The sequence below is a fragment of the Streptomyces sp. NBC_01439 genome (genome assembly GCF_036227605.1).
Lineage (GTDB): Bacteria > Actinomycetota > Actinomycetes > Streptomycetales > Streptomycetaceae > Streptomyces.
The window spans coordinates 6,784,153-6,807,792 of the sequence record NZ_CP109487.1 but is presented as its reverse complement, the minus strand read 5'-3'; the positions used below and the strand labels follow the sequence as shown (position 1 = coordinate 6,807,792).

22 protein-coding genes are annotated in these 23,640 nt (G+C 72.8%); 10 read left to right on the top strand and 12 right to left on the bottom strand.

Features of this window, described 5'->3' with window-relative positions; all coding sequences use genetic code 11:
- Positions 1–28: 28 nt before the first annotated feature.
- From OG207_RS30870 to rsmH, 3 genes are all read right to left on the bottom strand, one after another.
- Positions 29–2,062: a peptidoglycan D,D-transpeptidase FtsI family protein gene (locus OG207_RS30870; RefSeq protein ID WP_329102900.1), complete on the bottom strand. Its 2,034-nt coding sequence runs from the start codon at positions 2,060–2,062 to the stop codon at positions 29–31.
- A 114-nt stretch (positions 2,063–2,176) separates the two neighbouring features.
- Entirely contained in the window at positions 2,177–2,725 is a 549-nt protein-coding gene (locus tag OG207_RS30865) for a hypothetical protein (RefSeq protein WP_402694895.1), read from the bottom strand.
- A complete protein-coding gene (gene rsmH, locus OG207_RS30860) occupies positions 2,722–3,651 on the bottom strand; it encodes a 16S rRNA (cytosine(1402)-N(4))-methyltransferase RsmH (protein WP_329102898.1) in 930 nt (309 codons plus the stop codon). The genes OG207_RS30865 and rsmH overlap by 4 nt, the downstream gene beginning before the upstream one ends.
- Positions 3,652–4,014: 363 nt before the next feature.
- Here rsmH and OG207_RS30855 point away from each other — a divergent pair, with 363 nt between their 5' ends.
- The 4 genes from OG207_RS30855 (at position 4,015) to OG207_RS30840 (ending at position 9,580) form a co-directional block, all read left to right on the top strand.
- Positions 4,015–4,629 (top strand): beta-class carbonic anhydrase, encoded by a 615-nt coding sequence (locus OG207_RS30855; RefSeq protein ID WP_402694896.1) that lies wholly within the window; start codon positions 4,015–4,017, stop codon positions 4,627–4,629.
- Between the two features lie 138 nt (positions 4,630–4,767).
- On the top strand, positions 4,768–5,778 hold the full coding sequence (locus tag OG207_RS30850) for an AAA family ATPase (RefSeq protein WP_329102893.1): 1,011 nt from the start codon (positions 4,768–4,770) through the stop codon (positions 5,776–5,778).
- Positions 5,778–7,154 carry a DUF58 domain-containing protein gene (locus tag OG207_RS30845; RefSeq protein WP_329102892.1) on the top strand — a complete coding sequence of 459 codons (1,377 nt, stop codon included), beginning with the start codon at positions 5,778–5,780 and terminating at the stop codon, positions 7,152–7,154. Before OG207_RS30850 ends, OG207_RS30845 begins: the two co-directional genes overlap by 1 nt.
- Positions 7,151–9,580 (top strand): transglutaminase family protein, encoded by a 2,430-nt coding sequence (locus tag OG207_RS30840; RefSeq protein ID WP_329102890.1) that lies wholly within the window; start codon positions 7,151–7,153, stop codon positions 9,578–9,580. Before OG207_RS30845 ends, OG207_RS30840 begins: the two co-directional genes overlap by 4 nt.
- Positions 9,581–9,640: 60 nt before the next feature.
- On the opposite strand, the gene OG207_RS30835 is transcribed toward OG207_RS30840, so the two are convergent.
- Complete coding sequence (locus OG207_RS30835; RefSeq protein WP_329102889.1) at positions 9,641–9,967, bottom strand: rhodanese-like domain-containing protein; 327 nt, start codon at positions 9,965–9,967, stop codon at positions 9,641–9,643.
- A 37-nt stretch (positions 9,968–10,004) separates the two neighbouring features.
- Between OG207_RS30835 and OG207_RS30830 the strand changes: the two genes are divergently transcribed.
- Positions 10,005–10,619 (top strand): TetR/AcrR family transcriptional regulator, encoded by a 615-nt coding sequence (locus OG207_RS30830; RefSeq protein WP_329102887.1) that lies wholly within the window; start codon positions 10,005–10,007, stop codon positions 10,617–10,619.
- Positions 10,620–11,026: 407 nt separating this feature from the next.
- Here the strand turns inward: OG207_RS30830 and OG207_RS30825 are convergent, their stop codons facing one another.
- The 3 genes from OG207_RS30825 to OG207_RS30815 are packed head-to-tail and all read right to left on the bottom strand — an operon-like array spanning position 11,027 to position 14,656.
- A complete protein-coding gene (locus OG207_RS30825) occupies positions 11,027–11,659 on the bottom strand; it encodes a TetR/AcrR family transcriptional regulator (RefSeq protein WP_329102884.1) in 633 nt (210 codons plus the stop codon).
- A gap of 29 nt (positions 11,660–11,688) precedes the next feature.
- A complete protein-coding gene (locus OG207_RS30820; RefSeq protein ID WP_329102882.1) occupies positions 11,689–13,785 on the bottom strand; it encodes a YhgE/Pip domain-containing protein in 2,097 nt (698 codons plus the stop codon).
- A complete protein-coding gene (locus tag OG207_RS30815; protein WP_329102880.1) occupies positions 13,757–14,656 on the bottom strand; it encodes an ATP-binding cassette domain-containing protein in 900 nt (299 codons plus the stop codon). The genes OG207_RS30820 and OG207_RS30815 overlap by 29 nt, the downstream gene beginning before the upstream one ends.
- A 173-nt stretch (positions 14,657–14,829) precedes the next feature.
- Here OG207_RS30815 and OG207_RS30810 point away from each other — a divergent pair, with 173 nt between their 5' ends.
- The 5 genes from OG207_RS30810 (at position 14,830) to OG207_RS30790 (ending at position 19,026) form a co-directional block, all read left to right on the top strand.
- Positions 14,830–15,324: an SAV_6107 family HEPN domain-containing protein gene (locus OG207_RS30810; protein WP_329102878.1), complete on the top strand. Its 495-nt coding sequence runs from the start codon at positions 14,830–14,832 to the stop codon at positions 15,322–15,324.
- Positions 15,325–15,397: 73 nt separating this feature from the next.
- On the top strand, positions 15,398–16,156 hold the full coding sequence (locus tag OG207_RS30805) for a methyltransferase (protein ID WP_189736241.1): 759 nt from the start codon (positions 15,398–15,400) through the stop codon (positions 16,154–16,156).
- 292 nt (positions 16,157–16,448) lie between these two features.
- A complete protein-coding gene (locus OG207_RS30800; RefSeq protein WP_329102876.1) occupies positions 16,449–16,850 on the top strand; it encodes a DUF3040 domain-containing protein in 402 nt (133 codons plus the stop codon).
- Between the two features lie 82 nt (positions 16,851–16,932).
- Positions 16,933–17,559, top strand: a complete 627-nt coding sequence (locus OG207_RS30795) for a DUF4126 domain-containing protein (RefSeq protein ID WP_329102874.1) — start codon at positions 16,933–16,935, stop codon at positions 17,557–17,559.
- Between the two features lie 48 nt (positions 17,560–17,607).
- Positions 17,608–19,026 (top strand): phytoene desaturase family protein, encoded by a 1,419-nt coding sequence (locus tag OG207_RS30790; protein ID WP_329102872.1) that lies wholly within the window; start codon positions 17,608–17,610, stop codon positions 19,024–19,026.
- 4 nt (positions 19,027–19,030) lie between these two features.
- Here the strand turns inward: OG207_RS30790 and OG207_RS30785 are convergent, their stop codons facing one another.
- The 5 genes from OG207_RS30785 to OG207_RS30765 form a co-directional block, all read right to left on the bottom strand.
- The gene (locus tag OG207_RS30785) at positions 19,031–19,915 is read right to left on the bottom strand and encodes a hypothetical protein (RefSeq protein ID WP_329102870.1); all 885 of its coding nucleotides are present in this window, start codon (positions 19,913–19,915) and stop codon (positions 19,031–19,033) included.
- A gap of 49 nt (positions 19,916–19,964) precedes the next feature.
- Positions 19,965–20,879, bottom strand: coding sequence for a methylenetetrahydrofolate reductase [NAD(P)H] (gene metF / locus OG207_RS30780; protein WP_329102868.1), 915 nt, complete (start codon positions 20,877–20,879; stop codon positions 19,965–19,967).
- 142 nt (positions 20,880–21,021) lie between these two features.
- A complete protein-coding gene (thiE, locus tag OG207_RS30775; RefSeq protein ID WP_329102865.1) occupies positions 21,022–21,657 on the bottom strand; it encodes a thiamine phosphate synthase in 636 nt (211 codons plus the stop codon).
- 86 nt (positions 21,658–21,743) lie between these two features.
- Entirely contained in the window at positions 21,744–22,109 is a 366-nt protein-coding gene (locus OG207_RS30770; protein ID WP_030724382.1) for an Rv2175c family DNA-binding protein, read from the bottom strand.
- A 231-nt stretch (positions 22,110–22,340) separates the two neighbouring features.
- Positions 22,341–23,561 (bottom strand): NAD(P)/FAD-dependent oxidoreductase, encoded by a 1,221-nt coding sequence (locus OG207_RS30765; protein ID WP_329102863.1) that lies wholly within the window; start codon positions 23,559–23,561, stop codon positions 22,341–22,343.
- Positions 23,562–23,640 lie beyond the last annotated feature (79 nt).

Below are 23,640 nucleotides of genomic sequence, written 5' to 3'. Positions count from 1 at the left end.
TTTCTGGCGGGCCTGGCCTGGCTGTGGGTCACTGGCCGGGCTGCGGACTGGGCTGCGGGGCGGGCTGCTCGGCGGGCTGAGTAGCGGTGCCGTAGGTGACGGGGAGCCCGGCGGGCGCGGTTCCCGTGGGGGCCACCTGGAGGGTCTTGAGCGCGAACTCCATGACCTTCTTGTAGATGGGGCCGCAGATCTGGCCGCCGAAGTAGCTGCCCTTCGTGGGGTTCTGGATGGCGCAGTAGACGGTGATGCGCGGGTTGTCCGCGGGGGCGAATCCGGCGAAGGACGCGGTGTAGCCCTTGTAGCGGCCGGTGGCCGGATCCACCCGGTTGGATGTGCCGGTCTTGCCGCCGACCCGGTAGCCGGGGATCTTCGCCTTGGTTCCGGTGCCCTCCTGGTCGTCGACCACGGATTCGAGCATCTCGGCGAGGGTCTTGGCGGTCTCCGGGCTGATCACACGGTCCCGCTCGGGGGCCGGGGCCGGGGTGAAGCGGCCGTCGGGGCCCTTGGTGCCGCGGACCAGGGTCGGCTCGATGCGGACGCCGTCGTTGGCGATGGTCGAGTACACGGAGGCCGCCTGCATGGCGTTGAGCGAGAGTCCCTGGCCGAAGGGGATCGTGTACTGCTGGGAGGTGGACCAGTCCTTGGGGGCGGCGAGGATGCCGCGGGATTCGCCCGGGTAGTTCAGGCCGGTGGGCCGACCGATGCCGAACTTGGTCAGGTAGGAGTGCAGGACCTCGTTGGCCTCGGGCTGGGTGGGTCCGAGCTGGCCGGTGGCCAGGATGGTGCCGATGTTGGAGGACTTGGCGAGGACCCCGTTGAGGGTCAGGTACCAGGTCGGGTGGTCGATGTCGTCCTTGAAGAGCCGGTCGCCGCGGTGGAGCCGGTTGGGGACCTCGACCCGGGTCTCCGGGGTGGCCTTCTTCTCCTCCAGCACGGCGGCCATCGACATGACCTTGGCGGTGGAGCCGGGTTCGTACACGTCCTGGAGCGCGGCGTTGCCCATGGCGGCGGAGCGGGCCCGGGTCAGGTCGTTGGGGTCGAAGCCCGGGGCGTTGGCCATGGCGAGCACCTCGCCGGTGCGGGTGTCCTGGACGATGACGTAGCCGCGGTCGGCCTCGGACTTCTGGACCTGTTCGGCGATGGCGCTCTGCGCCGCCCACTGGATGTCCCGGTCGATGGTCAGCTGGATGTCCTCGCCGGGGACGGCGGGCTTCTCGTTGGAGTCGGCGGTGGGGACCTGGCGGCCGCCGGACTGGGCGTAGGTGATCTCGCCGTCCTTGCCGGACAGCTTCTTGTCGAGGGAGGACTCCAGGCCGCCGGCTCCCTTGCCCTCGGCGTTGACGTAACCCAGTATCCCGGCGGCGAGGTCGCCGTTCGGGTACACGCGCTTGCTGCTGGTCTCCTTGAACACGCCGGCGAGGACGTTGGCGCCGGGGCCGTTGCCCCGCTTGTCGGCCGCCGCCTTGTCCGCGAAGACCCGCTTGAGGTCCTTGATCTGGTTCCAGACCTGGGGGGTCTGGCGCTGGGCGAGGACGACGTACCGGGAGTTCTTGGTGCTCAGCCGCTCGGTGAGCTCCTTGGCGTCCTTGCCGAGGATGGGCGCGAGGAGGGCGGCGGCCTGCTGCGGGGCGTCCGGGGCCTTGCTGTCCTGCGGGGTGAACATCTTCGGGTCGGCGGTGATGTCGTACGCGTCGACGCTGGTGGCGAGGGCCACGCCCCGGCGGTCGGTGATCTCGCCTCGCTCGGCGGCCAGCTTGACGCTGGTGTAGCGGTTCTTGGAGGCCTCGGCGGAGAACGCCGCGGCGTCGACGGCCTGGACCTGGAGCAGGCGGACCACGAAGGCCAGCATGACGAGGGTCAGGCCGACGCCGACCAGGCGCAGTCGGGGCCGCGGGCTGCCGAGTCGGATCGTGTGCGGGGTACGGGGGCCCGTCGGCCGCCGGGTCGCCGGGCGCGAGGCCGGGCGCGGGGCCGGGCGGGCGCCGGCCCTGGCCCGGTCGCCGGCACGGGGCGGCCTGGCCGGTCCGGGCACCCGCCGCCGGGGCGGCTCCTGCGGGCTCACGCGGTCACCGCCCCTGGCAGGGCCGCGCCGGGGGAACCGGGGGCCCGTCCCAGCGGTGGCCGGGAGGGGAAGGGCGGGGTGGGGAACGGCCCCGCAGGGATCCGCGTCACGACATCACCGACCTGGGTTGGGGGTGGGCTGCTGTGGCAAGGGCTGGGCCGGGGGCGCGACTGCCGGGCTCTGCGAGGCCGGGGCCGACGCCGCGGGTGCGGCCGGGGAGGTGCCCGGGGCCGCCGGCGGAGCCGGGGTCGGGGTGGGTGACGGCGGGGCCTCGGCGGGCGCGGCGCTGCCCGCGACCTTGCCGTCCGGGCCGATGAAGACCGGGCTGCCGCCGGGGACCAGGCCCAGTTCGTGTGCCCGGCGCTGGAGCGCGTCGGGCGCGGAGTAGGCGTCGACGTCGCGCTGCAGCGCCTGCTCCTCGTCGGTGAGGGCGGTGGTTTCCTTCCGCAACTTGCTGAGCTGGAAGGAGCCTTCGTTCAGTGCCGAGTTCAGCAGCAGCAGGCTGATCAGGCCGCCGGCGAGCAGGGCCACGACCAGCAGCACGAACGGCATCCGGGCCGCCTGCCCGCCGGGACGCGGGCGGGCCGGGCGGCCGCCGAGCGCCCGGCCGAGGCGGGCCGCCTGCCCACGGGTCAGCGTGGCGACCTTCCCGGCCTTGGTCACAGTCGCGCCTCCCGGATGCGTTCTACGCCGCGGAACCTGGCCGGGGCGGCCCGCCGGTTCTCGGCGATCTCCTCCTCGGTGGGCAGTTCGGCGCCGCGCGTGAGCAGTTTCAGCTTCGGCTGATACTTCTCCGGCACCACCGGCAGGCCGGGCGGGGCCGTCGAGGTCGCGCCGGCCGCGAAGACCTGCTTGACCAGGCGGTCCTCCAGCGAGTGGTAGGAGAGCACCGCGATCCGGCCGCCGACCGCGATCCGGTCCACCGCCGCCGGAATGGCCCGCTCCAGCCCGGAGAGCTCCCCGTTGACCTCGATCCGCAGGGCCTGGAAGGTCCGCTTCGCCGGGTTGCCGCCGGTCCGCTTGGCGGCCTGCGGAAGGGAGTCACGGATCAGTTCGACCAGCCGGGCGCTGTTGGCGAAGGGCTCCTTCTCCCGCTCCCGGACGATCGCCGAGACGATCCGCTTGGCCTGCTTCTCCTCGCCGTACTGGCGCAGGATCCGTACCAGCTCGCCCGGCGCGTAGCTGTTGAGCACCTCGGCGGCGCTGATGCCGGTCGTCTGGTCCATGCGCATGTCCAGCGGTGCGTCCTGGGCGTACGCGAACCCGCGGTCGGCCTCGTCCAACTGCATGGAGGAGACGCCCAGGTCGAAGAGGATGCCTTGGACGGCCGGGATGCGCAGCCCGTCCAGGACCTCGGCGAGGTCGGCGTAGATCGCGTGGACGAGGGTGGCCCGGTCGCCGAAGGGCGCGAGCCGCTCGCCGGAGAGCCGCAGGGCCTCCTTGTCGCGGTCGAGGCCGATCAGGTGGGCCTCGGGGAACCGGGTCAGCAGGGCCTCGCTGTGGCCGCCGAGGCCGAGGGTGCAGTCGACGACGACGGCCCCGGGCCTCTCCAGTGCCGGGGCCAACAGGTCCAGGCACCGCTGGAGCATCACCGGGACATGTCGGGACTCGCTAGTCAAAGCGCCCTCTCAGATAACGGCGCGGCAGGCGTACGCACCACCGGATCCCCGCATCCGCGACCGGCGCCGGGGAAGGTGGCGCCGGCCGGCCGGTGAGCGGGAGAGGGCCGGGCCGTACGTACGCGCCGCGCACGCGGAGTGTTCATCGGGGGCCGGGCGGCCGTTCAGGGCCGGGCTCCGGCCGGTTCGCGTCACTTTAGTGCAACGGTCGCCGCGGTCAACGAACCGCCCCGCGCGGCGTGCGCGGCTCTCGACGCGAACCGACAAATGACGCGAACCACCCGAACAGCCGCCTCGCGCCCACCCCTGTGGGTTAGCTCACAACAAGGCTCGTTGGCGTTCTTTGTCCGCTCTCACGCAGGACCGTGCCCCGCCGTGACCACTACCGTCGTACCCATGACGACTTCCGCATCCCTGCCTGCCGAGTCCCCGTCCGAGGCATCCGTCGGCGGATCCGTCACCGACCGGCTGGTCGAGGCGAACCAGCGGTACGCCGCGCAGTTCTCCGACCCCGGCATGGACGCCCACCCCGTCCTCAAGGTCGCCGTCGTGGCCTGTATGGACGCCCGCCTCGACCTGCACAAGGCCCTCGGTCTGGAACTCGGCGACTGTCACACGATCCGCAACGCGGGCGGTGTGGTCACCGACGACACGATCCGTTCCCTCACCATCAGCCAGCGGGCCCTGGGCACCCGCACGGTGATACTCATCCACCACACCGGCTGCGGCCTCGAAAACCTGACCGAGGACTTCCGGCACGAGCTGGAGGACGAGGTCGGCCAGCGTCCCGCCTGGGCCGTCGAGGCCTTCCGGGACGTCGACCAGGACGTTCGCCAGTCGATGCAGCGGGTCCGCACGAACCCCTTCCTGCCCCACAAGGACGATGTGCGAGGCTTCGTCTTCGATGTGCACACCGGGCTCCTGCGGGAGATCGATCCCAGCTCTTGAGTGACACGAGGCCGTAACGCCGTCAAGAATGCGGGATGGCACCTCCCGGGATCCCCCGGGACCGGTGTCCGTGTTTCGGGGTGGGCCGGTTCAAGCGCCAAGGGCGTCGGCCCTGGAAATGGGCCGAGGAGAACCAAGGTGACGACGTACGACGACCGAGCGAGCCTCGCGGATCTGACCAGCACGGTGGAGCGGGTGCGCCAGTCGGTCGAGAGCGTGATCGAAGGCAAGCCCGAGGTCGTCCGCCTCGCGCTGACCGTGCTCCTCGCCGAGGGGCACCTGCTGATCGAGGACGTGCCCGGCGTCGGCAAGACGATGCTCGCCAAGACGCTCGCCAAGTCCATCGACTGCTCGGTCCAGCGCATCCAGTTCACGCCGGACCTGCTGCCCTCCGACATCACCGGCGTCAGCATCTACGACCAGCAGCGCCGCGAGTTCGAGTTCAAGCCGGGCGCGATCTTCGCGCAGATCGTCATCGGGGACGAGATCAACCGCGCCTCGCCGAAGACCCAGTCCGCGCTGCTGGAGTCGATGGAGGAGCGCCAGGTCACCATCGACGGCACGACCTACACGCTGCCCAGCCCCTTCATGGTCGTCGCCACCCAGAACCCGGTAGAGATGGAGGGCACGTACCCGCTGCCCGAGGCCCAGCGCGACCGCTTCATGGCCCGCGTCTCCGTCGGCTACCCCAGCCCCGAGGCCGAGCTCCAGATGCTCGACGTGCACGGCGGGGTCTCCCCGCTCGACGACCTGACGTCCGTCGCGCACGCCCACGAGATCGTCAAGCTGATCGAAGCGGTCCGCGAGGTGTACGTGGCCGAGCCCGTCCGGCGCTACGTCGTCGACCTGGTCTCCGCCACCCGCACCCACCCCGACCTGCGGCTCGGTGCGTCGCCGCGGGCCACCCTGCACCTGCTGCGCGCCGTGAAGGCCTCCGCCGCGCTCGCCGGCCGGGACTACGCCCTGCCCGACGACGTCCAGGCCCTGGCCGCCCCGGTCCTCGCGCACCGGCTGCTGCCCACCGCGCAGGCCCAGCTCAACCGCCGCACCGCCGAGCAGGTCATCGGCGAGATCCTGCAGCGCACTCCCGTCCCGGCCGCGCACGCCCGCGGCGAGATGCCGCCCGGCGCGGGCACCCGGAGCTTCTGATGAGCGCCGGTGCCCCGCGCGGCGCCGGCGGCCCGGGGGACGGCGGCGGACTGCGCGCGTCGCTGTCCGGGCTGACCACCCGCGGCCGCTCGTTCCTGGCCGCCGGGATAGCCGCCGCCGCCTGTGCGTACGTCCTGGGCCAGGGCGAACTGCTGCGGGTCGGCATGCTGCTCGCCCTCCTGCCGCTGATCTGCGTCTACGCCCTCCACCGCACCCGCTTCCGGGTCTCCGGCAGCCGCCGGCTCAGCCCGGGGCGGGTCCCCGCGGGCGGCGAGGCCCGCGTACAGCTGCGCATGGACAACGTCTCCCGACTGCCCACCGGCCTGCTGATGCTCCAGGACCGGGTGCCCTACGTCCTGGGCCCGCGCCCGCGGTTCGTCCTGGACCGGGTCGAGCCCGGCGGCCGCCGCGAGGTGTCCTACCGGGTCCGCTCCGACCTGCGCGGCCGCTATCCGCTCGGCCCGCTCCAGCTGCGCCTGTCCGACCCCTTCGGACTGGTCGAGCTGACCCGCTCCTTCAGCACCTACGACACCCTCACCGTCATCCCGCGCACCGAGCCCCTCCCGCCCGTCCGCCTGGCCGGCGAGTCCAACGGCTACGGCGACGGCAGCCGCCGCTCCCTCGCGCTGGCCGGCGACGACGACGTGATCCCCCGCGGCTACCAGCGCGGCGACGACCTGCGCCGGGTGCACTGGCGCTCGACCGCCCGCTACGGCGAGCTGATGGTCCGCCGCGAGGAGCAACCGCAGCGCAGCCGGGCCACCGTCCTGCTGGACACCCGGCGCCTGGCCTTCGACGGCGCCGGCCCCGACTCCGCCTTCGAGTGGGCCGTCTCGGCCGCCGCCTCCAGCCTGGTGCACGTCCTGGAACAGGGCTTCTCCACACGGCTGCTCACCGACACCGGCAGCTCGGTGCCCGGTGAGGGCGGCGGCGGATTCTCCTCCGGCGGGCAGGAGTCCGCGGAGGCCGCCGGGCTGATGATGGACACCCTCGCGGTCGTCGGACACTCCGACGGCGCCGGGCTCTCCCGCGCCTACGACGCGGTGCGCTCCGGTGGCAGCGGCGGCTTCAGCGGAGCCGGCGGTGACGGGCTCCTCATCGCCTTCTTCGGCGACCTGGACGACGTACAGACGGAACTGGCCGCCCAGATGCGCCAGCGCACCTCGGGCGCGGTGGCCTTCGTACTGGACTCCGCGAGCTGGGGCGGACAGCCCGCTCCGGGGCACGCCGTGCCCCCGCTGGAAGAGCGGCTGCGCAGGCTGCGCGACGCGGGCTGGACGGCACTGGCCGCTCCGCCCGGGGTCGCCTTCGGCGAACTGTGGCGCCAGGCCGGGACCGCGCGCGCCGGTACGGGAACCTCCGGAGGTCGGGAATGAGCGGGCGGGCGAAACTGACGCTGTTCGCAGCACTGGCGACGCTGCTCACCTCGTGGTCGCTGAACCCGCTGGTGGACTCACAGGCCTGGCTGCTCCAGGCGGCGCTGCTGCTCGCCGTGCAGAGCGCGGTGGGCGCCGGCGCCCGGCGGGTGCCGCTGGCACGGACGCTGACCGTCGCCGCACAGGCGCTGGTGTCGCTGCTGGTGCTCGCGTTCCTCTACGCCGGCAAGGGCGAGTCCCACGGGGACGGGCCGCTGGCCTACCTGGTGACGGACTTCGGCGCGCTGTTCGGTCAGGGCATCAGGGACGTGGGCGAGTTCGCGATCCCGGCTCCGCTGACGGACGGCATCAAACTGCTGTTGGTGTCCGGCGTGCTGCTGATCGGGCTGCTGGTGGACACGCTGGCGGTGACCCTGCGCACGGCCGCCGCGGCCGGGCTGCCGCTGCTGGCGCTGTACTCGGTGGCCTCGGGGCTCGCGGGCGGCGGTGACGCCTCCTGGTTCTCCTTCCTGCTCGCGGGCTCCGGCTACCTGGTGCTGCTGCTGTCCGAGGGCCGTGACCGGCTCGCCCAGTGGGGCCGCGTCTTCGGCGCGTCCCCGCGCCGGGGGGCCGCCGACTCCGGCCTCGGCAACGGGGCGGGCGGGCAGGCGACGGCGCCCGTGAAGTTCGGGCGGCGGATCGGTGCGGTGACCCTGGGCCTGGCGCTGGCGGTGCCGGCCGTGCTGCCCTCGCTCGGCGGCGGGCTGCTGGGCGGCACGCAGGAGGACGAGGAGAGCGGCGGCGGTGCGGGCGGAACGATCTCGGCGGTCAACCCGCTGGTCTCCTTGCAGAGCAACCTGAACGCGCAGGACAACCGCGTGATCCTCAAGTACCGGACGAACAGCCCGCAGCAGGGCGACCAGTACCTGCGGATCCTGGCCCTGGACGAGTTCAACGGCGTCAAGTGGGAGGCCTCCGGGCGGGCCCTGATCGACGTACCGGAGGAGCTGCCGGCACCGCCGGGGCTCCGCGCGCCGGTCAGCGGCACCGCGGTCGAGGTCACCACCAACATCACGGCGGCGGACTACTACACGCAGCGCTACCTCCCCATGCCGTATCCGGCGACGTCGGTGAACATCGGCGGCAAGTGGCGGTTCGAGCCGGTCGGCCGGACCCTGGTCGGCGACCAGCTGGGCCGGGACCGCTTCCAGAACGTCCAGGGCGCCCAGTACATGGTGCGCAGCCTGCTGCTGAAGCCGACGGCCCAGCAGCTCCAGAAGGCCCCGGAGCCCGACCCGGCGATCCGCCAGGAGTACACGAAGCTCCCGGACAACCTGCCGCCGGTGGTCGCCGAGCGGGCCCGTCAGGTGACGCAGGGGGCGAAGGACGACTACACGCGGGCCGTGAAGCTGCAGGACTACTTCGCTGTGAACGGCGGGTTCCGCTACAACACGAGGACGGCGTCGGGCACGGGTCCGCAGGCGGTCGCCCGGTTCCTCGACGACAAGGAGGGCTTCTGCGTCCACTTCGCCTTCTCGATGGCGGCGATGTCCCGCTCGCTGGGCATCCCGGCCCGCGTCGCGGTGGGCTTCACGCCCGGCGAGAAGCAGTCGGATGGCAACGTGAACGTGTCGATGCGCGACGCGCACGCCTGGCCCGAGCTGTACTTCGAGGGTGTGGGCTGGACCCGGTTCGAGCCCACGCCCCGTTCCGGCATCAACGTTCCGGACTACTCCCGGGCGCAAACGCCGGCCACCCAGCCGTCGGCGCCGGCGCCGCTACCCTCGCAGAGCTCGGCGGCCCCGTCGACGGCACCCACGGCGACCCCCGAGTGCCCGCCGGCCCTGAAGAAGCTCGGCGAGTGCGACACCGCGGCGCCCGCGCAGAAGTCGGGTGACGGCGGCGGGCCGTCGGTGACGACGGTCCTCGGCTGGGTGGCGCTCGCGGCGGCGGTGCTGGGCCTGCCCCTGCTCCCGCTGCTGTGGCGGACCCGGCTGCGGGCCCGGCGCCTGGCGACCGGGGAGGTCCTGACGGCCTGGCGGGAACTGGGCGACACCGCCTGGGACGCGGGTGTGGTTCCGGACGGGGCGCTGTCCCCGCGCCGGACGGCGAGCCGGATCGTGGACCTGGGCCGTCTGGAGCCGGAACCCGCGGCGGCCGTGCACCGGGTCGCCGGTGCGGTGGAACGGACCCTGTACGCGCCCCCCGGCGCGGAGGTGTCGTACCCGGAGTTGGCGGACGACGTACTGCTGGCCCGTACGGGCCTGCTGGCGTCCGCGGACCGGCTTCCCCGGCTGCGGGCCCTGCTGCTGCCGCGCTCGGCGGCCCGCATTTCCTGGGCCCTCTCGGCCCGTTGGTCCGCGGTCACCTCGGCGGTGTCGGCCCGCCTGACCGCCGCCCGCCTGACCGTCGCCCGCCTCCGGCTCCCGCTGAGGGGCCGCGGCTGAGCGGGGCCCGGAGCGGCAGGGCGAAGACTCCGTGGGGAGTCTTCGCCCCGGGGAGGGACGTCAGGCGGTTTCGGTGGGGAGGCCGGCCTCGACCCAGTCCTGGATGCCCTCGCGGTACTTGCGGACGTCGGTGTAGCCGAGGGCGGTGAGCCGGTCGGCGACCTGTCCGCTGTTGGGGCACGCGGGGTTGGAGCAGTAGGTGACGATGGCGGCGTCGCGGTCGGGGAGCACGGTGGGCGCCTGGGCGTCGACGTCGACCGGGGCCAGCGCCAGGGCGCCGGGCAGGTGCTGCCGCGCGTAGTATTCGCCGCCGAGCGTGTCGACGACGGTCACGGCGCCGCCCTCGATCGCCGCCGCCAGTTCGTCACGTGTGATGAGTACGGTCATGCCACTGCCTCCAAAGGAATCGGACTACAGTCCACTTATGGCTCACGACAGTAACGGACTGCGGTCCGGTTCGCTAGTGCCGCTGGAACTCCTGCGGACGCCGCCGCCCAAGGAGCGTGCGGACGCCGCCCGGAACCGGGCCGCGGTACTGGAGGCGGCCGCCAGGCTGTTCGCCGAACAGGGCGTCGAGACGGTGTCCATGGACCAGGTGGCCGCGGCCGCCGGAGTCGGCAAGGGCACCCTGTTCCGCCGGTTCGGCGACAAGTCGGGGCTCGCCACCGCGCTACTGGACGCCCGCGAGCGCGTACTGCAGGAGGCGGTCCTGTCCGGGCCGCCCCCGCTCGGCCCCGGGGCCCCGGCCGACGAGCGCCTGGCCGCTTTCGTCGACGCCTACTTCGACTACCTGCTGGAGCACCTGGCACTGGTCCGGATGTCGGAGACCGCCGCTCCCGGAGCCCGGTACAGGATCGGGGCCTACCGGTTCTGGCACCGGCACGTGGCGATCCTGCTCTCCACCGCACCCGACCCCGACCACGCCGCCCACGCCCTGCTCGCCGCCCTGGCGGCCGAGCACGTCGCCGCACTCCTGCCGGAGCTCGGCGAACAGCGGATGCGCGCGGGCCTGCTCGACCTCGCCCGCTCGGCCATGTGAGGCCCGCCCTGCGAGGTGAGGCCCGCCCGGCCAGCTGAGGCCCGCCCACGCGCCGCGGGCCACCGCACGATCCCCCGGACCCGCGGACGCGAAACGGCGAGGCTCGATCCCCCCGAGCCCCGCCGCTTCACGCATCGCTTCACCGGGTCGCCGATCCCCCGTCGTCCCCCGTCCCGGTCACGGTAGGAGGCACCCGGTCCGCTCCGCAGCCCCGTGTCGGCGGTGCGGACCGGGTCTCCTGTCCGTTGCTCCCAGTCTGGCGTCCGCGCAGGTGGGAGCCCATCCGCGCACGTACTCATTTCCGCGCCTAGGTACGGATACTCAGCCGTCGCAGCCGGCCCCACCAGTTCTACGGGGCGGCGCGCCCGCGCGGCACCGCCGACTGGGGGGTGGTGCCGCGCGGGGATTCAGCGGTTGCCGCTGACCCGGCCCCGCAGCAGCAGCGACAGCGCCGAGTGCACGTCGTCCAGGGACCGCTCGCTCTGGAAGGACTGCCAGTCCAGGGCGGCCACCAGCACCATCCCGACCATCGCGGCCGCCGTGAGCGGCACGTCGATCTCGGCGCTCAGCTCACCGCGTTCGACGCCCTCGCGCAGCACCTTCTCCACGACGGCCACCGCCTCCTGACGGACCACCATCAGCGTGGACTGCCACGCGCGGTTGGTGCGCCACAGCTCGGCGACGTACAGCTGGGTGAAGGCCGGGTACCGGTCGATGAAGACGAGTCCGGCGCGGATCATGGCGTCGAGCGCCTCGACACGGCTGCCGCCGCGGGCCTCCGTCTCCTCCGCCGCGGTCCGCAGGGAGGCCGTCAGCAGGCCGACGCCGTGCCGCAGCAGCTCCTCGAAGAGCTCGTTCTTGCTGGCGAAGTTGTAGTAGACGGTGCCCTTCGCGACGCCCGCCCGCTCGGCGATCTCATCGACCGTGGTCGCGGAGAAGCCCTGCTCGGCGATCAGGGTGACGGCCGCTTCGTAGAGCTTCTGCCGGGTGATCGCACGACGGCCCCCGCCCGTGCCCGTACCGGTGTTGCTGCTTTCCATGGCGCTGATTGTCACAGGTCAACACGTCCCTACAAGCTCAGTTCTGGGTGCAGTCGGTCCATCGTCCACACCTGCTTGCCGCGGGCGGCGAGCGCGGTGAGGGCCAGGGCGCCGGCGGTGAAGGCCAGCAGTACCGCGCCGCCCTGCCAGACCGGGGCGAGGTCGCCACCGGTGATGAGGCGGCGCAGGCTCTCGACGATGTAGGACATCGGCAGGTACGGGTGGATCCAGTTGAAGAAGTCCGGGCTGGTCTGGACGGGGTAGGTGCCGCCCGCCGAGGTCAGCTGGAGCATCAGGACGGCCAGCACCAGGATGCGGCCTGCGGCGCCGAACTTGGCGTTGAGCCACTGGACGATCGCTGCGAAGCAGCCGGTGACCAGGATCAGGAAGCCGATGGTGAGGGCCGGGTGGGCCATCTTCAGGCCGAGGCCGGGCGCCCAGTGCAGTACGGACATCAGCAGGGCCACCTGCGCCGTGCCGAGGCCCGCCACGGGCAGCCAACCGGCGAGGGCGACCCGCCAGGGCGAGGCACCGGCGGCCAGGGCCCGCCGGTTCAGCGGGGCGATCAGCATGTAGGCGACCATCGCGCCGACCCAGAGGGAGAGCGGGATGAAGTAGGGGGCGAAGCCGGTGCCGTAGTTGGGCGCCTTGTGCAGGGACTGGTTGGCGAGCTGGATCGGGTCGGCCATGACCTGGGTGCGCTGGTCGCGCTGCTGCTGGTCGTAGTCGGGGATCTTCCCGGCCCCCTCGTGCAGGCCGCCGGCGAGCTCGCCGGTGCCGTCGACGAGCTTGTACATGCCGCCGTCGAGCTGGTGGGCGCCGTCGCCGAGCTTGCCGACGCCGTCGGTGAGGGCGCCGGAGCCGGTGGTGGCGGTGCCGATGCCGGTGTGCAGCTGGGCCATGCCGGCGGACACCTTGTGGGCACCGTCGTTGAGGGCGTTGACCTTGGCGACGGCCGCGTCGAGGTCACCCGCGAGCAGCGGGGCCTTGTCGACGAGCTTGCGGGCCTGGTTCTCCAGGTCGGTGAGCTCGGTGCGGAGCTTGGCGACGTCACCGCTGGAGTTCTTGGCCAGGACGCTGACGTCCCCGCTGAGCTCGGCGGCCTCGGCCGTGCTGTCCCGGACCGCCTTCAGGTCGGTGCAGGAGGCCACGTGCGGTTCGCCGCCGGGGGTCACGCACTGCTTGGTGTAGTAGGTGTTGGCGATGGTGGCCGCCTTCTTGGCGGCAGCGGCGGCGGCCGGGGCCTTCTCGACGAACTTGTCGAGGTGGTTGCGGACGACCTTCGCGCTGTCGGCGACCAGTTCGGCGGTGTCGGCCAGGTTCTTGGGGTCCTTGACGAAGGGACGGGCCTTGTCCGCGGCCCCGTTGACCTTGTTGGCCAACGCCTGGGTGCCGTCCGCGATGTCCTTGGAACCGGTCTCCAGCTTGCCGGCCGCCGTGTTCAGCTTCTGCAGACCACTGTTCAGCTCGCCGGACTTCTCCTGCGCGGTGTCGAGGCCGTCGGCGAGCTCCTTGGCTCCCTCCTGGGCCTTGCCCGCGCCGTCCTTCAGCTTGTCGGCGCCGTCGGCCGCCTCGGCGGTCTTGTCGTGCAGGTCGGAGAAGTTGACGAAGATCTTGTCGAGGAAGCCGCGGGAGGCGTTGGCGGACGCCGCGGAGCGGACCTCGGCGAAGACGGAGCGCGAGATCGAGCCGACGATGTAGTTGTTGGCGTCGTTCGTACGGACCTGGAGCGCCCCGGTGGTGGGGTCCTCGCCGGAGCTGGAGGCGATCTTCGCGCTGAAGTCCTCGGGCAGGGTCAGGGTCAGGTAGTACGTACCGTCCTCCAGGCCCTCGGCCGCCTCATCGGCACTCGCGTAGCGCCAGTCGAAGGACTTCTTGCTGGCGTGCAGCTTCTCGGCGATCTCGGTGCCGACGTCGAGGCGCTTGCCGTCGACGGTCGTGCCCTTGTCGGAGTTGACGATGGCGACGGGCACCTGGTCGAGCCGCTTGTACGGGTCCCAGAAGGACCACAGGTACAGGGCCCCGTAGAGCAGCGGCAGCAGGAGCAGCGCGACGAGAGCGGCCCGGGGCAGCTTCCCCCGCCCGAACCGCTTCAGCTCAAGCGCGGCCAGCTTCGGCGAGCGCATCGTCCGCCCCCTTCGTGTCGTCGTTCTCGGTGTCGTTCGCCGGGGCGTTCTCGGTGTCGTTCTTGCCGTCGTCCCCGGTGGAGCTGCCGGTGTCGGCGGCGCCCTCCGTGACGGCCGGCACCTCCGGCACCTCCGGCGCGGTCGGCGCGGTCGGCGCGGTCGGCGCGGTCGGCTCCTTTGGGGAGGTCCGCAGGACGACCGCGTCGGCGGGTGCCTCGCTGCACACCGCGAGGACGGTGATCCCGCGGGCGGCGACCGAGCGGAGCAGGTCCCAGGCCTCGGCACGTTCCGTGTCCGACAGCTTGAGGTCGAGGTCGTCGAGGGCCAGCAGCCCCGGGGAGCCCAGCAGCGCGATGGCCACGGACAGGCGAACGGACTCCAGGCGTTCCAGGTCCCGTACGGAGGTCCGGCCACCCTTGGGCAGCGTGGCGAGGTCCAGTCCGGCGGCCTCCAGCGCGGAGGCGATCCGTGTCTCGGCGGCCGCGCGCCGCTCGGCCCGGGGCCGCAACATGGCGCGGACCGGAGCACCGTAGTGGCGCTGGAGCAGGGCGCCCTCGCGCAGCTGTTCCGCGACGGTGAGGGCCTGGTCGAGCTCGTTGACCCCGGAGACCGGGCCGAGTGCGGCGATCCGGCGGACCGCCGTCATCCGCTTCGGCAGCCGGTGGCCGCCGACCTCGGCGTGCCCCCGGGTGGGCTTCATCCGCCCGGTGAGGGCGAGGAGCAGGCAGGTGCGACCGCTGCCGGAGGGGCCTTCGACCGCGATGAGCGAGCCTGGGGCCGCGTCGATGCCGATCCCCTGGAAGGCCCAGCCGCGCGGGCCCTTGAGTCCGAAGTCCTCGGCCTTGACGGCCGCGCCGTGCGGGCTGTCCACGCCGTCCCCCTTCTTTTTGAACTGACCGGTCAGTTCAAAAACTAGCATCCTTCTTCGCACCAGGTGCGCAGCAGGGGGTAGTTGCCCGGTTCGTGACCGTAAAAGCGCAGGTCAGCGCAATTGTCAGTGGGGCCCGTCACGATGGGGGGCAACGCATCGACAGGAGGTTCGTCATGGCCACACCGTCCCCGTCCCCTGTCCACCCCGTCCTGCGCAAGTCGACGGCCCCACCGGCCGCCCTCGACCTGCTCGCCAAGGCGCACGGCGGTCTGGCCGAGACCGCCCGGCTGACCCGTCCCAACGAGCGCTACGCCACCGCCCACCTCGCCGCGCTGCGCACCGCCGCGGCCGTGCTCGCCGCGCGCGCCCGGCCCGAACCGGTGAACCCGCGACGGCGGCCCCGGATCCGCAGCGCGTGGGAGGTGCTGCCCGAGATAGCGCCGGAGCTGGCCGAGTGGAGCGCTCTCTTCGCCTCCGGCGCCGCGCGCCGGGCCAGGGCCGAGGCGGGGATAGCGGACGCGGCGACCTGCCGGGACGCGGACGATCTGGTACGGGCGGCGTCGATGTTCCTTCGCCTGGTGGAGCGGATGCTCACCGTCCGGGCGACGCCCCAGCCGCTGGAGAAGACCCTGCCGCAACCACGTCCGGAGCATCCAGACGCGGGATGAGCTGCCCGGCGGCGGAAGGCAATAGGGTGGGCCAGGACCGCTCACCCTTTACCGCGCCGAGGAGCCATCAGCCGTGTCGGACACTTCCCGCCCCCGTGCCTCCCTCCGCACCGCCGTGGTGTGGGAGGTCCTCAAGGAGGCGCTCGACCGCCGGGTGAAGGCCACCGGTCGGGATGTCCTGGACGTGCTCGACACCGGTGGCGGCACCGGCAAGTTCGCCGTGCCGGTGGCCCGCCTGGGCCACCGGGTCACCGTGGTGGACCCCAGCCCGAACGCGCTGTTCGGGCTGGAGCGCCGGGTGGCCGAGGCCGGTGTCGCCGACCTCGTGCGCGGCGTCCAGGGCGACGCGCAGGGCCTGTTGGACGTCGTCGAGCAGGACGCCTACGACGTGGTGCTCTGCCACGGCGTGCTGGAGTACGTGGACGACCCCGCGGAGGGCGTGGCCAACACGGTCGCCGCGCTGCGGGCCGGCGGCACGCTCAGCCTGCTGGCCGCCGGTCTCGGCGGGGCCGTGCTGGCCCGCGCCCTGGCCGGGCACTTCACGGAGGCCCGCACCGCCCTCACCGACCCGGCCGGCCGCTGGGGCTCCGGCGACCCGGTACCGCGCCGCTTCACCGCCGAGCAGCTCTCCGAGCTGGTCGGCGGCGCCGGCCTCGCGGTCGGCGCGGTGCACGGCGTGCGGATCTTCGCCGACCTCGTGCCCGGGGTCCTGGTGGACACCGAGCCCGGCGCCGTGGAGGCCCTGCTGCGCCTGGAGGAGGCCGCGGCCGAGCTGCCCGCCTTCCACGCGGTCGCCACACAGCTACACGTCCTGGGTGAGAAGCAAGCCTGAACTGCGCACTTCTGCGCAGAGTCGGCCACACACCCTCCGATCCGCCGGCCGGCCCCGTATGATCAGGTGCAAGACCGGCATGGTGGATGGACCATTGGGGAATAAGGGCCTCAGTGACCGCCCCCGCGGCGGTACGGTTTTCACGCAGCGCTTTTAACCGGCTGCACCATTTCTGGGCCGTGTCCAATTGGAACGTGGCGTAGAGGGCGGGTGTCACGGGGGCGATTCCCCGCCTATCCTGAAGGGGACCCCTGGTCGCTACCCCCGCGACCGACGGATGAGGAGGACTCCCGTGCCGCTCTCGGAGCACGAGCAGCGAATGCTCGAGCAGATGGAGCGAGCGCTGTACGCCGAAGATCCCAAGTTCGCGACAGCGCTTGAGGGAAGCGGACTGCGTACGTACACCCGGCGACGGGTCTACCAGGCAGTCGCAGGCATTGTGGTGGGTATCGCGCTCCTCATGACCGGTGTGATCATTCCGAACGTGCTCTGGATCAGCGTGGTGGGTTTCCTCGTCATGCTGGGGTGTACGGTCCTGGTGGTCACCGGTTGGCGCAAGGCACCCAAGCCTGGCGAGCAGCCCGTCTCCGGAAGTACTGGCGGTCAGGCCCACGGCCGGAACCGACAGCGTCGGTCGATGATGACCCGCATCGAGGAACGGTGGCAGCGCCGCCGTGACGAGCAGGGGCAGTAGCCCCGCACAACGTGGGTGAGGGGATGGCCGCGGCGTGGCCGTCCCCTCACTTTTCTGCATCCTCGTACGGCATGATGATCCGATGAGTGTGCTCCCCCTGGTCTTCACCAGCGGCTGGGCCAGTGGGATCAATGCTTACGCCGTGGTCCTCCTGCTCGGCATCTTCGGCCGCATCGGCCTGACCGACGAGGTCCCCGCCGCCCTGCAGCGCACGGACGTGCTGGTCGTCGCGGCGGTGCTGTTCCTGTGCGAGGCGATCGCGGACAAGGTCCCGTACATGGACTCGATATGGGACACCGTCCATACCGTGATCCGCCCGGTGTCCGGCGCGGTGATCGGTGCTCTGCTGGCCGGGCAGACCGGTTCGCTCCCCGAGGTCACCGCCGCCGCGGTCGGCGGCACCACGGCGCTGGCCAGCCATTTCGTCAAGGCCGGCACCCGGATGGCGATCAACACCTCGCCCGAGCCCTTCACCAACGTGGGAATGAGCATCGCCGAGGACCTCGGCGTGGCCGGGCTCGTCACCTTCGCGATGTTCCATCCGGGGGCCGCCGCGATCATCGCTGCCGTGCTGCTGGCCGTCGGGCTGGCGATACTGGTCTTCTTGTGGAGCCGGATCCGCCGCTTCCTGCGCCGTCGTGCCCAGCGCCGCGAGGAGAAGCGGCTGGCCGCCGGGCCCCGCGAGACCACCGGGGCCCCACCCCGCTGACCAGGGGGTCGCCAGGGGGTCACCGGGAGGGTCGATAGGCTCGGCCGCATGGCACGCATTGCAGTGATCGGCGCCGGCATGGGCGCGATGGCCACGGCGGCCCGGCTGGCCGTGGCGGGGCACCAGGTGACGGTGTACGAACGCGGGACGACCTACGGCGGAGCCGTGGGCCGGTACGAGCGCGAGGGCTTCGCCTTCGACACCGGGCCCGGGCTGCTGCACCTGCCGGCCGTCTACCGCGACCTCTTCGTGAAGACTGGCAAGCGGCCGCTGGAGGCCTGCGTCGACATGGTCCAGGTGGACCCGGCCGTCCGGCACGTCCTCCCCCAGCACGGCATCGACGTCACCCTCCCCGGCGCCTCCCACGGCGGGGTCGCCGCCGCCCTGGAATCCGCCTTCGGCCCGGGCGCGGGCGAGCGCTGGAACGCCGTCCTGGGCCGCGCCCGCGACGCCTGGGACGCCACCCGGCGCCCGCTGCTGGAAGAGCCGCTGCGGCCCGGCGCCCGGCAGGGCCTGGGCGGCGACCCGTACCCGGCCCTGCGCCGGAGCGGCCTGCTGCGCCGCCGTACGCCGACCCTCGCCGAGGTGGCCGAGCGGGAGCTGGGCGGCGCCCTCGCGGAGCTGCTGACCGGCCTGGTGCGCGGGTACGGGATCGACCCCGCCACCGCCCCCGCCTCGGCGGCCGTGCTCCCGTACATGGAGCAGACCTTCGGCAGCTGGTACGTCCGCGGCGGGATGCGGGCCCTGGCCACCGCCGTCTACGAGCGCTGCTTGGAGCGCAAGGTCGCCTTCGTCTTCGGGGCGGAGGTCCGGGAGGTCCTGGTCACGGACGGCCGGGCGGCCGGTCTGCGGCTGGCCGACGGCAGTGAGGCGGCCGCCGACACCGTCGTGTGCGGGATCGACCCCCGGCAGCTGCCGGCCGGTTCGCTGCCGTGGCCGCCGGAGGCGGTCCCCGCCCGCGGGGACGGCGTACCGGGGCGGATCACGCTCCTGCTCGCGCTGCGCGGCTCCCGCCCGGCCACCGCCGTGCACCGCACCCTGGTCCACGCCTCCGGGGCGCAGGTCACCGTCATGCGCCCCGACGATCCGGCCACCCGGCCCGACGAGGAGCACGAGGCGGTCACCGTGAGCGCCGTGCCCGGGCCCGGGACCTCGGACCCCGCCGAGCTGCTGAACCTCGCGGAGAAGGCCGTACAGGGGCTGCGGGAGCGGCTGTTGTGGCAGGAGGTGCGGACCCCGGCCGACATCGAGGCGGCGACGGGGGCGCTGGGCGGCGCGGTGCCCCCGCCCGCCCTCGCGGGGGCCGGGGGCCGACTGCTCCAGCCGGCCAACACCACGGCCGTGCCCGGGCTGTACCTGGCGGGCGGCTGGGCCCACCCCGGCGGCGGGCTGGCGCACGCCGGGATGACCGGGGCCCTGGTGGCCGGACTGATCGTGAAGGGCGCGGAGTTCCGCGGCTCCCAGTGAGCCGTCAGTAGCGGTACTGCTCGTACCCGCCCTGCTGCGGGTACGGGTACTGCTGCGGCGGCTCGCCCTGGCCCTCCGTCGGGTACGCCTGGCCGGCCCCGTCGGTGGACCGTTGCTGCGGGACCCAGACCCCGCCGGGCGGGGTGTCCGTGGAGTACTGCTGCTGCCCGTAGTCGGCGTACGGGGTGTAGTCGTACGGCTGGGGCGGGGCCATGCCGCCGCCGATGCCGATGTACGGGTCCGAGTAGGCGGCGTAGACCTGCTGCTGGTCGCCCGTCGGGTAGCCGCCCGAGTAGTCGTAGCCGCCCTGGTTCTGCTGGTCGTAGTACGCCGCGTACTGGTGGGCGTCCTGCTCGGCCGTGGTGAACGGCGAGGCGAAGGCCGCCGTCTGGTCGACCTCCGGCGCGAGACTCTGTATCCCGTAGGACCCGGATTCCTCGGGCACCGGCTCCGGGCTGTAGACCGCCGGGGGCGCGTCCCGGAACGACCGCTCCTCCGCGGCTCCGTCCCGGGCACCGGCCCCGTCGGCGTCCTCGTACTGCAGCGCGGAGACCCTGAGGGCCGGTTCCTGCTTGGTGCCCGCGGCCCGGCGGCGTCCGGCGGGCTGCCGTTCGGGCTGCCGTTCGGGCCGCCCGCCGCGGCGCAGCGCCCAGCCGGCGACGAAGCCCTTGCGGAAGGACAGCGTCACCAGGGTCTGGCCCACGGCGAACGCCAATGCGCCGGCGCCGATCACCGGCACCGACGGCAGTATGACCCCGGCGACCACGCCGAGGAAGCCGGCGAAGGCGAGCAGGCGCCAGCGGAGCCGGGCCTTGTACTGCATCAGGACCTCGGCAAGCAGCCACAGCGCGACGAATCCGAACGCGATGTAGAGGACCGTCATTCCCATGCGTGGCCCCTCTCGGTACGGCCGCCGGCGCGGGAACGGGGACGGCCGCTCAGGCCCGCTGGTGCAGGCCCAGGTTCTCGTAGATTTCGAGAGTCGCCGTGGAGTTGTTGAGCGTGATGAAGTGCAGTCCCGGGACACCCTCGGACAGCAGTCGCGCGCAGAACTCCGTGGCGAACTCGATGCCAATGGAGCGTACAGCGGCCGGGTCGTCCTTGACGGCGAGCATGCGCTCTTTCACGTCCGCGGGGAAGACCGCGGTGCTGAGCTGGGGCAGTCGGTCGAGCTGCTTGATGCCCACAACAGGCATGACCTCGGGGATGATCGGGGTGTCGCAGCCCGCCTTCTCGGCGCTGTCGCGCAGGCGCAGATAATTCTCCGGATCGAAGAACATTTGGGTGATCGCGTAGTCGGCGCCCGCGCGGCACTTGTCCACGAAGTGCCGGATGTCCGTGTCCCAGTCCGTCGAGCGGGGGTGCATCTCGGGGAAGGCCGCGACACCGACGCAGAAGTCCCCGGACTCCTTGAGCAGCCGCACCAGGTCGGCCGCGTAGTGCACGCCCTCCGGGTGGGCCACCCACTCGGCCATCGGGTCGCCCGGCGGGTCGCCGCGCAGGGCGAGCATGTTGCGGATCCCGGCGTCGGCGAACTGGCCGATGACGTGGCGCAGCTCGGCGACCGAGTGGTCCACGGCGGTCAGGTGCGCGACCGGGGTGAGGGTGGTGTCCGCGGCGATCTCCTGAGTGGCCTTGACGGTGCCACCGCGGGTGGAGCCACCGGCTCCGTAGGTCACGGAAACGAAGCTGGGGGATACCGCTTCGACCCGGCGCAGGGCGTTCCAGAGGTTGCGTTCGCCCTTCTCCGTCTTCGGGGCCCAGAACTCGAAGGAGTACGAGCGCCCGGATGCGAGGAGGTCGCGGACCGTGTGTGCGCGATCCGACCAGGTGGAAGCGGTACCAGAGGCCATGGGGGCAGGTTAGACGCGGCCCGGCGGACACCGAAGCCTTGTCCACGTTTTGGACACGTTTTTGGACACTTGAGGGTCTGGCTCCGGCCGGAAAGCGTCCGTACGGGGTAACGCGACCGCCCGTGGTCCGGGCGGGCCGGACTCAGCCGAGGCGGGCCCGGACCCGCTTGGCGAGCTCCGCAGCGGCCGCACCGGGGTCGGTGGCCTCGGTGAGGGCGCGGACGACCACGATGCGGGTGGCGCCGGCGTCCAGCACCTCGTCCAGGTTCGTGGCGTCGATGCCGCCGATGGCGAACCAGGGGCGGTCCTGCTCCAGGGAGGCCGCGTAGCGGACCAGGTCCAGGCCCGGGGCGTGGCGGCCGGGCTTGGTGGGGGTGGGCCAGCAGGGGCCGGTGCAGAAGTAGTCCACGCCGGCTTCGGCGACGGCCGCGTCGACCTCGCCCTCGGCGTGGCAGGACCGGCCGATCAGCACCTTCTCGCCGAGGACGGCGCGGGCCGCGGGGACGGGGATGTCGCCCTGCCCGAGGTGCAGGACGTCGGAGCCGATGGCGTGGGCGACGTCGGCGCGGTCGTTCACGGCGAGCAGCTTGCCGTGACGGCGGGCGGCTTCGGCGAAGACCTGGAGGTGTTCGAGTTCCTCCCCCGCCTCCATGCCCTTGTCGCGGAGCTGGACGATGTCCACGCCCGAGGACAGGACGGCGTCGAGGAACTCGGGGAGGTCACCCTGGCGCTTGCGGGCGTCCGTGCAGAGGTAGAGCCGGGCGTCGGACAGCTGCATGGGTGTACCCCCCGTGGTGGAGGCGGTGTACGGGCCGGGCCGCGGCCGTGGGCCCGCACACCGCTGTGGAGCGAAAGGCGATCAGGTCAGAGGGCGAGCGCCTGAGCGCGGCGCTTCACCTCCGTGCCGCGATTCTCGCTCAGCGCCTGCACGGGGGTGCCGGGCAGGGTCGGATCCTCGGTGAAGAGCCATTCCAGGATCTCCTCCTCGGTGAAACGGTCGTCGCGCAGCACGGTCAGCAGGCCGACCAGGCCCTTGACGACCTTGTCGCCGTCGATGAAGGGGGCCGGAACCTGCAAGGAGCGGTTCTCGCCGCGGCGGACGGCGATGAGCTGCCCTTCCTTGACCATCTGGCGGACCCGGGTCACCTCGATGTTCAGCATCTCCGCGATGTCGGGGAGGTACAGCCATGAGGGGACAAGGGCATCGATCTTTGCGTCAATCTCGGTCACGGAGACAAGCCTGCCATCTCGACTCGGCCGCCGGTACCTGAGCAGCCCCGTCCGGGTCGCGGTCCGTGCCGGGGCTCCGCTCCGGACCCCGCGCCCCGAACGCCGGCGGGGCCGCATTTCAGCCCGTCCGGCGATTGAGGACCGGGTCCGGGCGGAGCCCGGGAAGCGGAGAAGGGGCGGGGCGGGGACGGGCTCCGCGCGGCGGCACCCGCACCCCCCGCACCCCGCCCGTCAGGCCGTGGCCGATTTCAGCGGGGTGCCGGGGTCGGAGACCTTGGCGGGGTCCAGCGGGACCGCCGCCTCGATCAGGCGGCGGCCCTGCGCCAGGTCGCGCGGACGACCCACGGCCAGGACGGCGACCAGCGCCCCGTCGCGCAGCCAGCACACCGACCAGGCGGGTCCGGCCGGGTCCCCGCGCAGGAGCAGGGAGTCGGCCCCGCCGTGGTGTCCGGCGTACTGCACGAAGCGTCCGAACTGCTCCGACCAGAAGTACGGCACCGGGTCGTAGACCTGGGCCGGCTCCCCGGCCAGGATGTTCGCCGCGACCGCCTTCGGCCCCTGGAGCGCGTTGTCCCAGTGGTGTACGAGCAGCCGCGTCCCGTACCGCCCGGACGGGAAGGAGGCGCAGTCGCCGACCGCGTACACCCCGGGCAGCGAGGTCCGCAGGTACGCGTCGGCGGTGACCGAGCCGTCGGGGCCGAGGTCCACGCCGGTCCCGGCCAGCCATCCGGTGGCGGGGCGGGCGCCGATGCCCACCACCACCGCGCCGGCGGGCAGGATCCGCCCGTCCGCCAGCAGGACCCGCCCCTCCTCGATCCCGGCGACCTTCGCCCCGGTGATCAGCTCCGCGCCCGCCTCCCGGTACCAGCGCGCCATCGGCTCGGTGACTTCGGCGGGCAGCGCCCCCGCCAGCACCCGGTCCGCCGCCTCGACCACGGTGACCTCGCAGCCCACCTCCCGGGCGGCCGTGGCGAACTCGGCGCCGATCCAGCCCGCCCCGACGACCACGGCCCGGGGCGAGGCGGCCAGCACCGGGCGCAGCCGGGCCGCGTCGTCCAGGGTGCGCAGCAGGTGGACGCCCGGGACGCCTTCGGTCCCGGGAAGGGTGAGCGGCTGCGCGCCGGTCGCCAGGACGAGGATCCCGTAGGGGACCGGTCCCGCCCCGGTGTCCAGCTCGTGGACGGCGGCGCGCAGTCCGGTGACCTCGACGCCGAGCCTGAGGTCGATGTCGAGGCCCTCGAAGTCCACGTCGAAGGCGGAGTCCTCGGCCTTGCCGAGGAGGACCGCCTTGGACAGCGGGGGCCGGTCGTAGGGCTGGTGGGGTTCGGCTCCCAGCAGGGTCACGGGGCCGGTGAAGCCCTGTTCGCGCAGGGCCACGGCGGTCTGCACCCCGGCCATTCCGGCGCCGACGATCACGACGCCGCGCTGATTCTGTTCCGTCTGCTCGCTCACGCCGCCACCCTAATCATCTGACGCTCCGTCAGGAATAGGTGCCGCCTTACTCGCCATCCACCGCCGGGTTAGTCTGGCC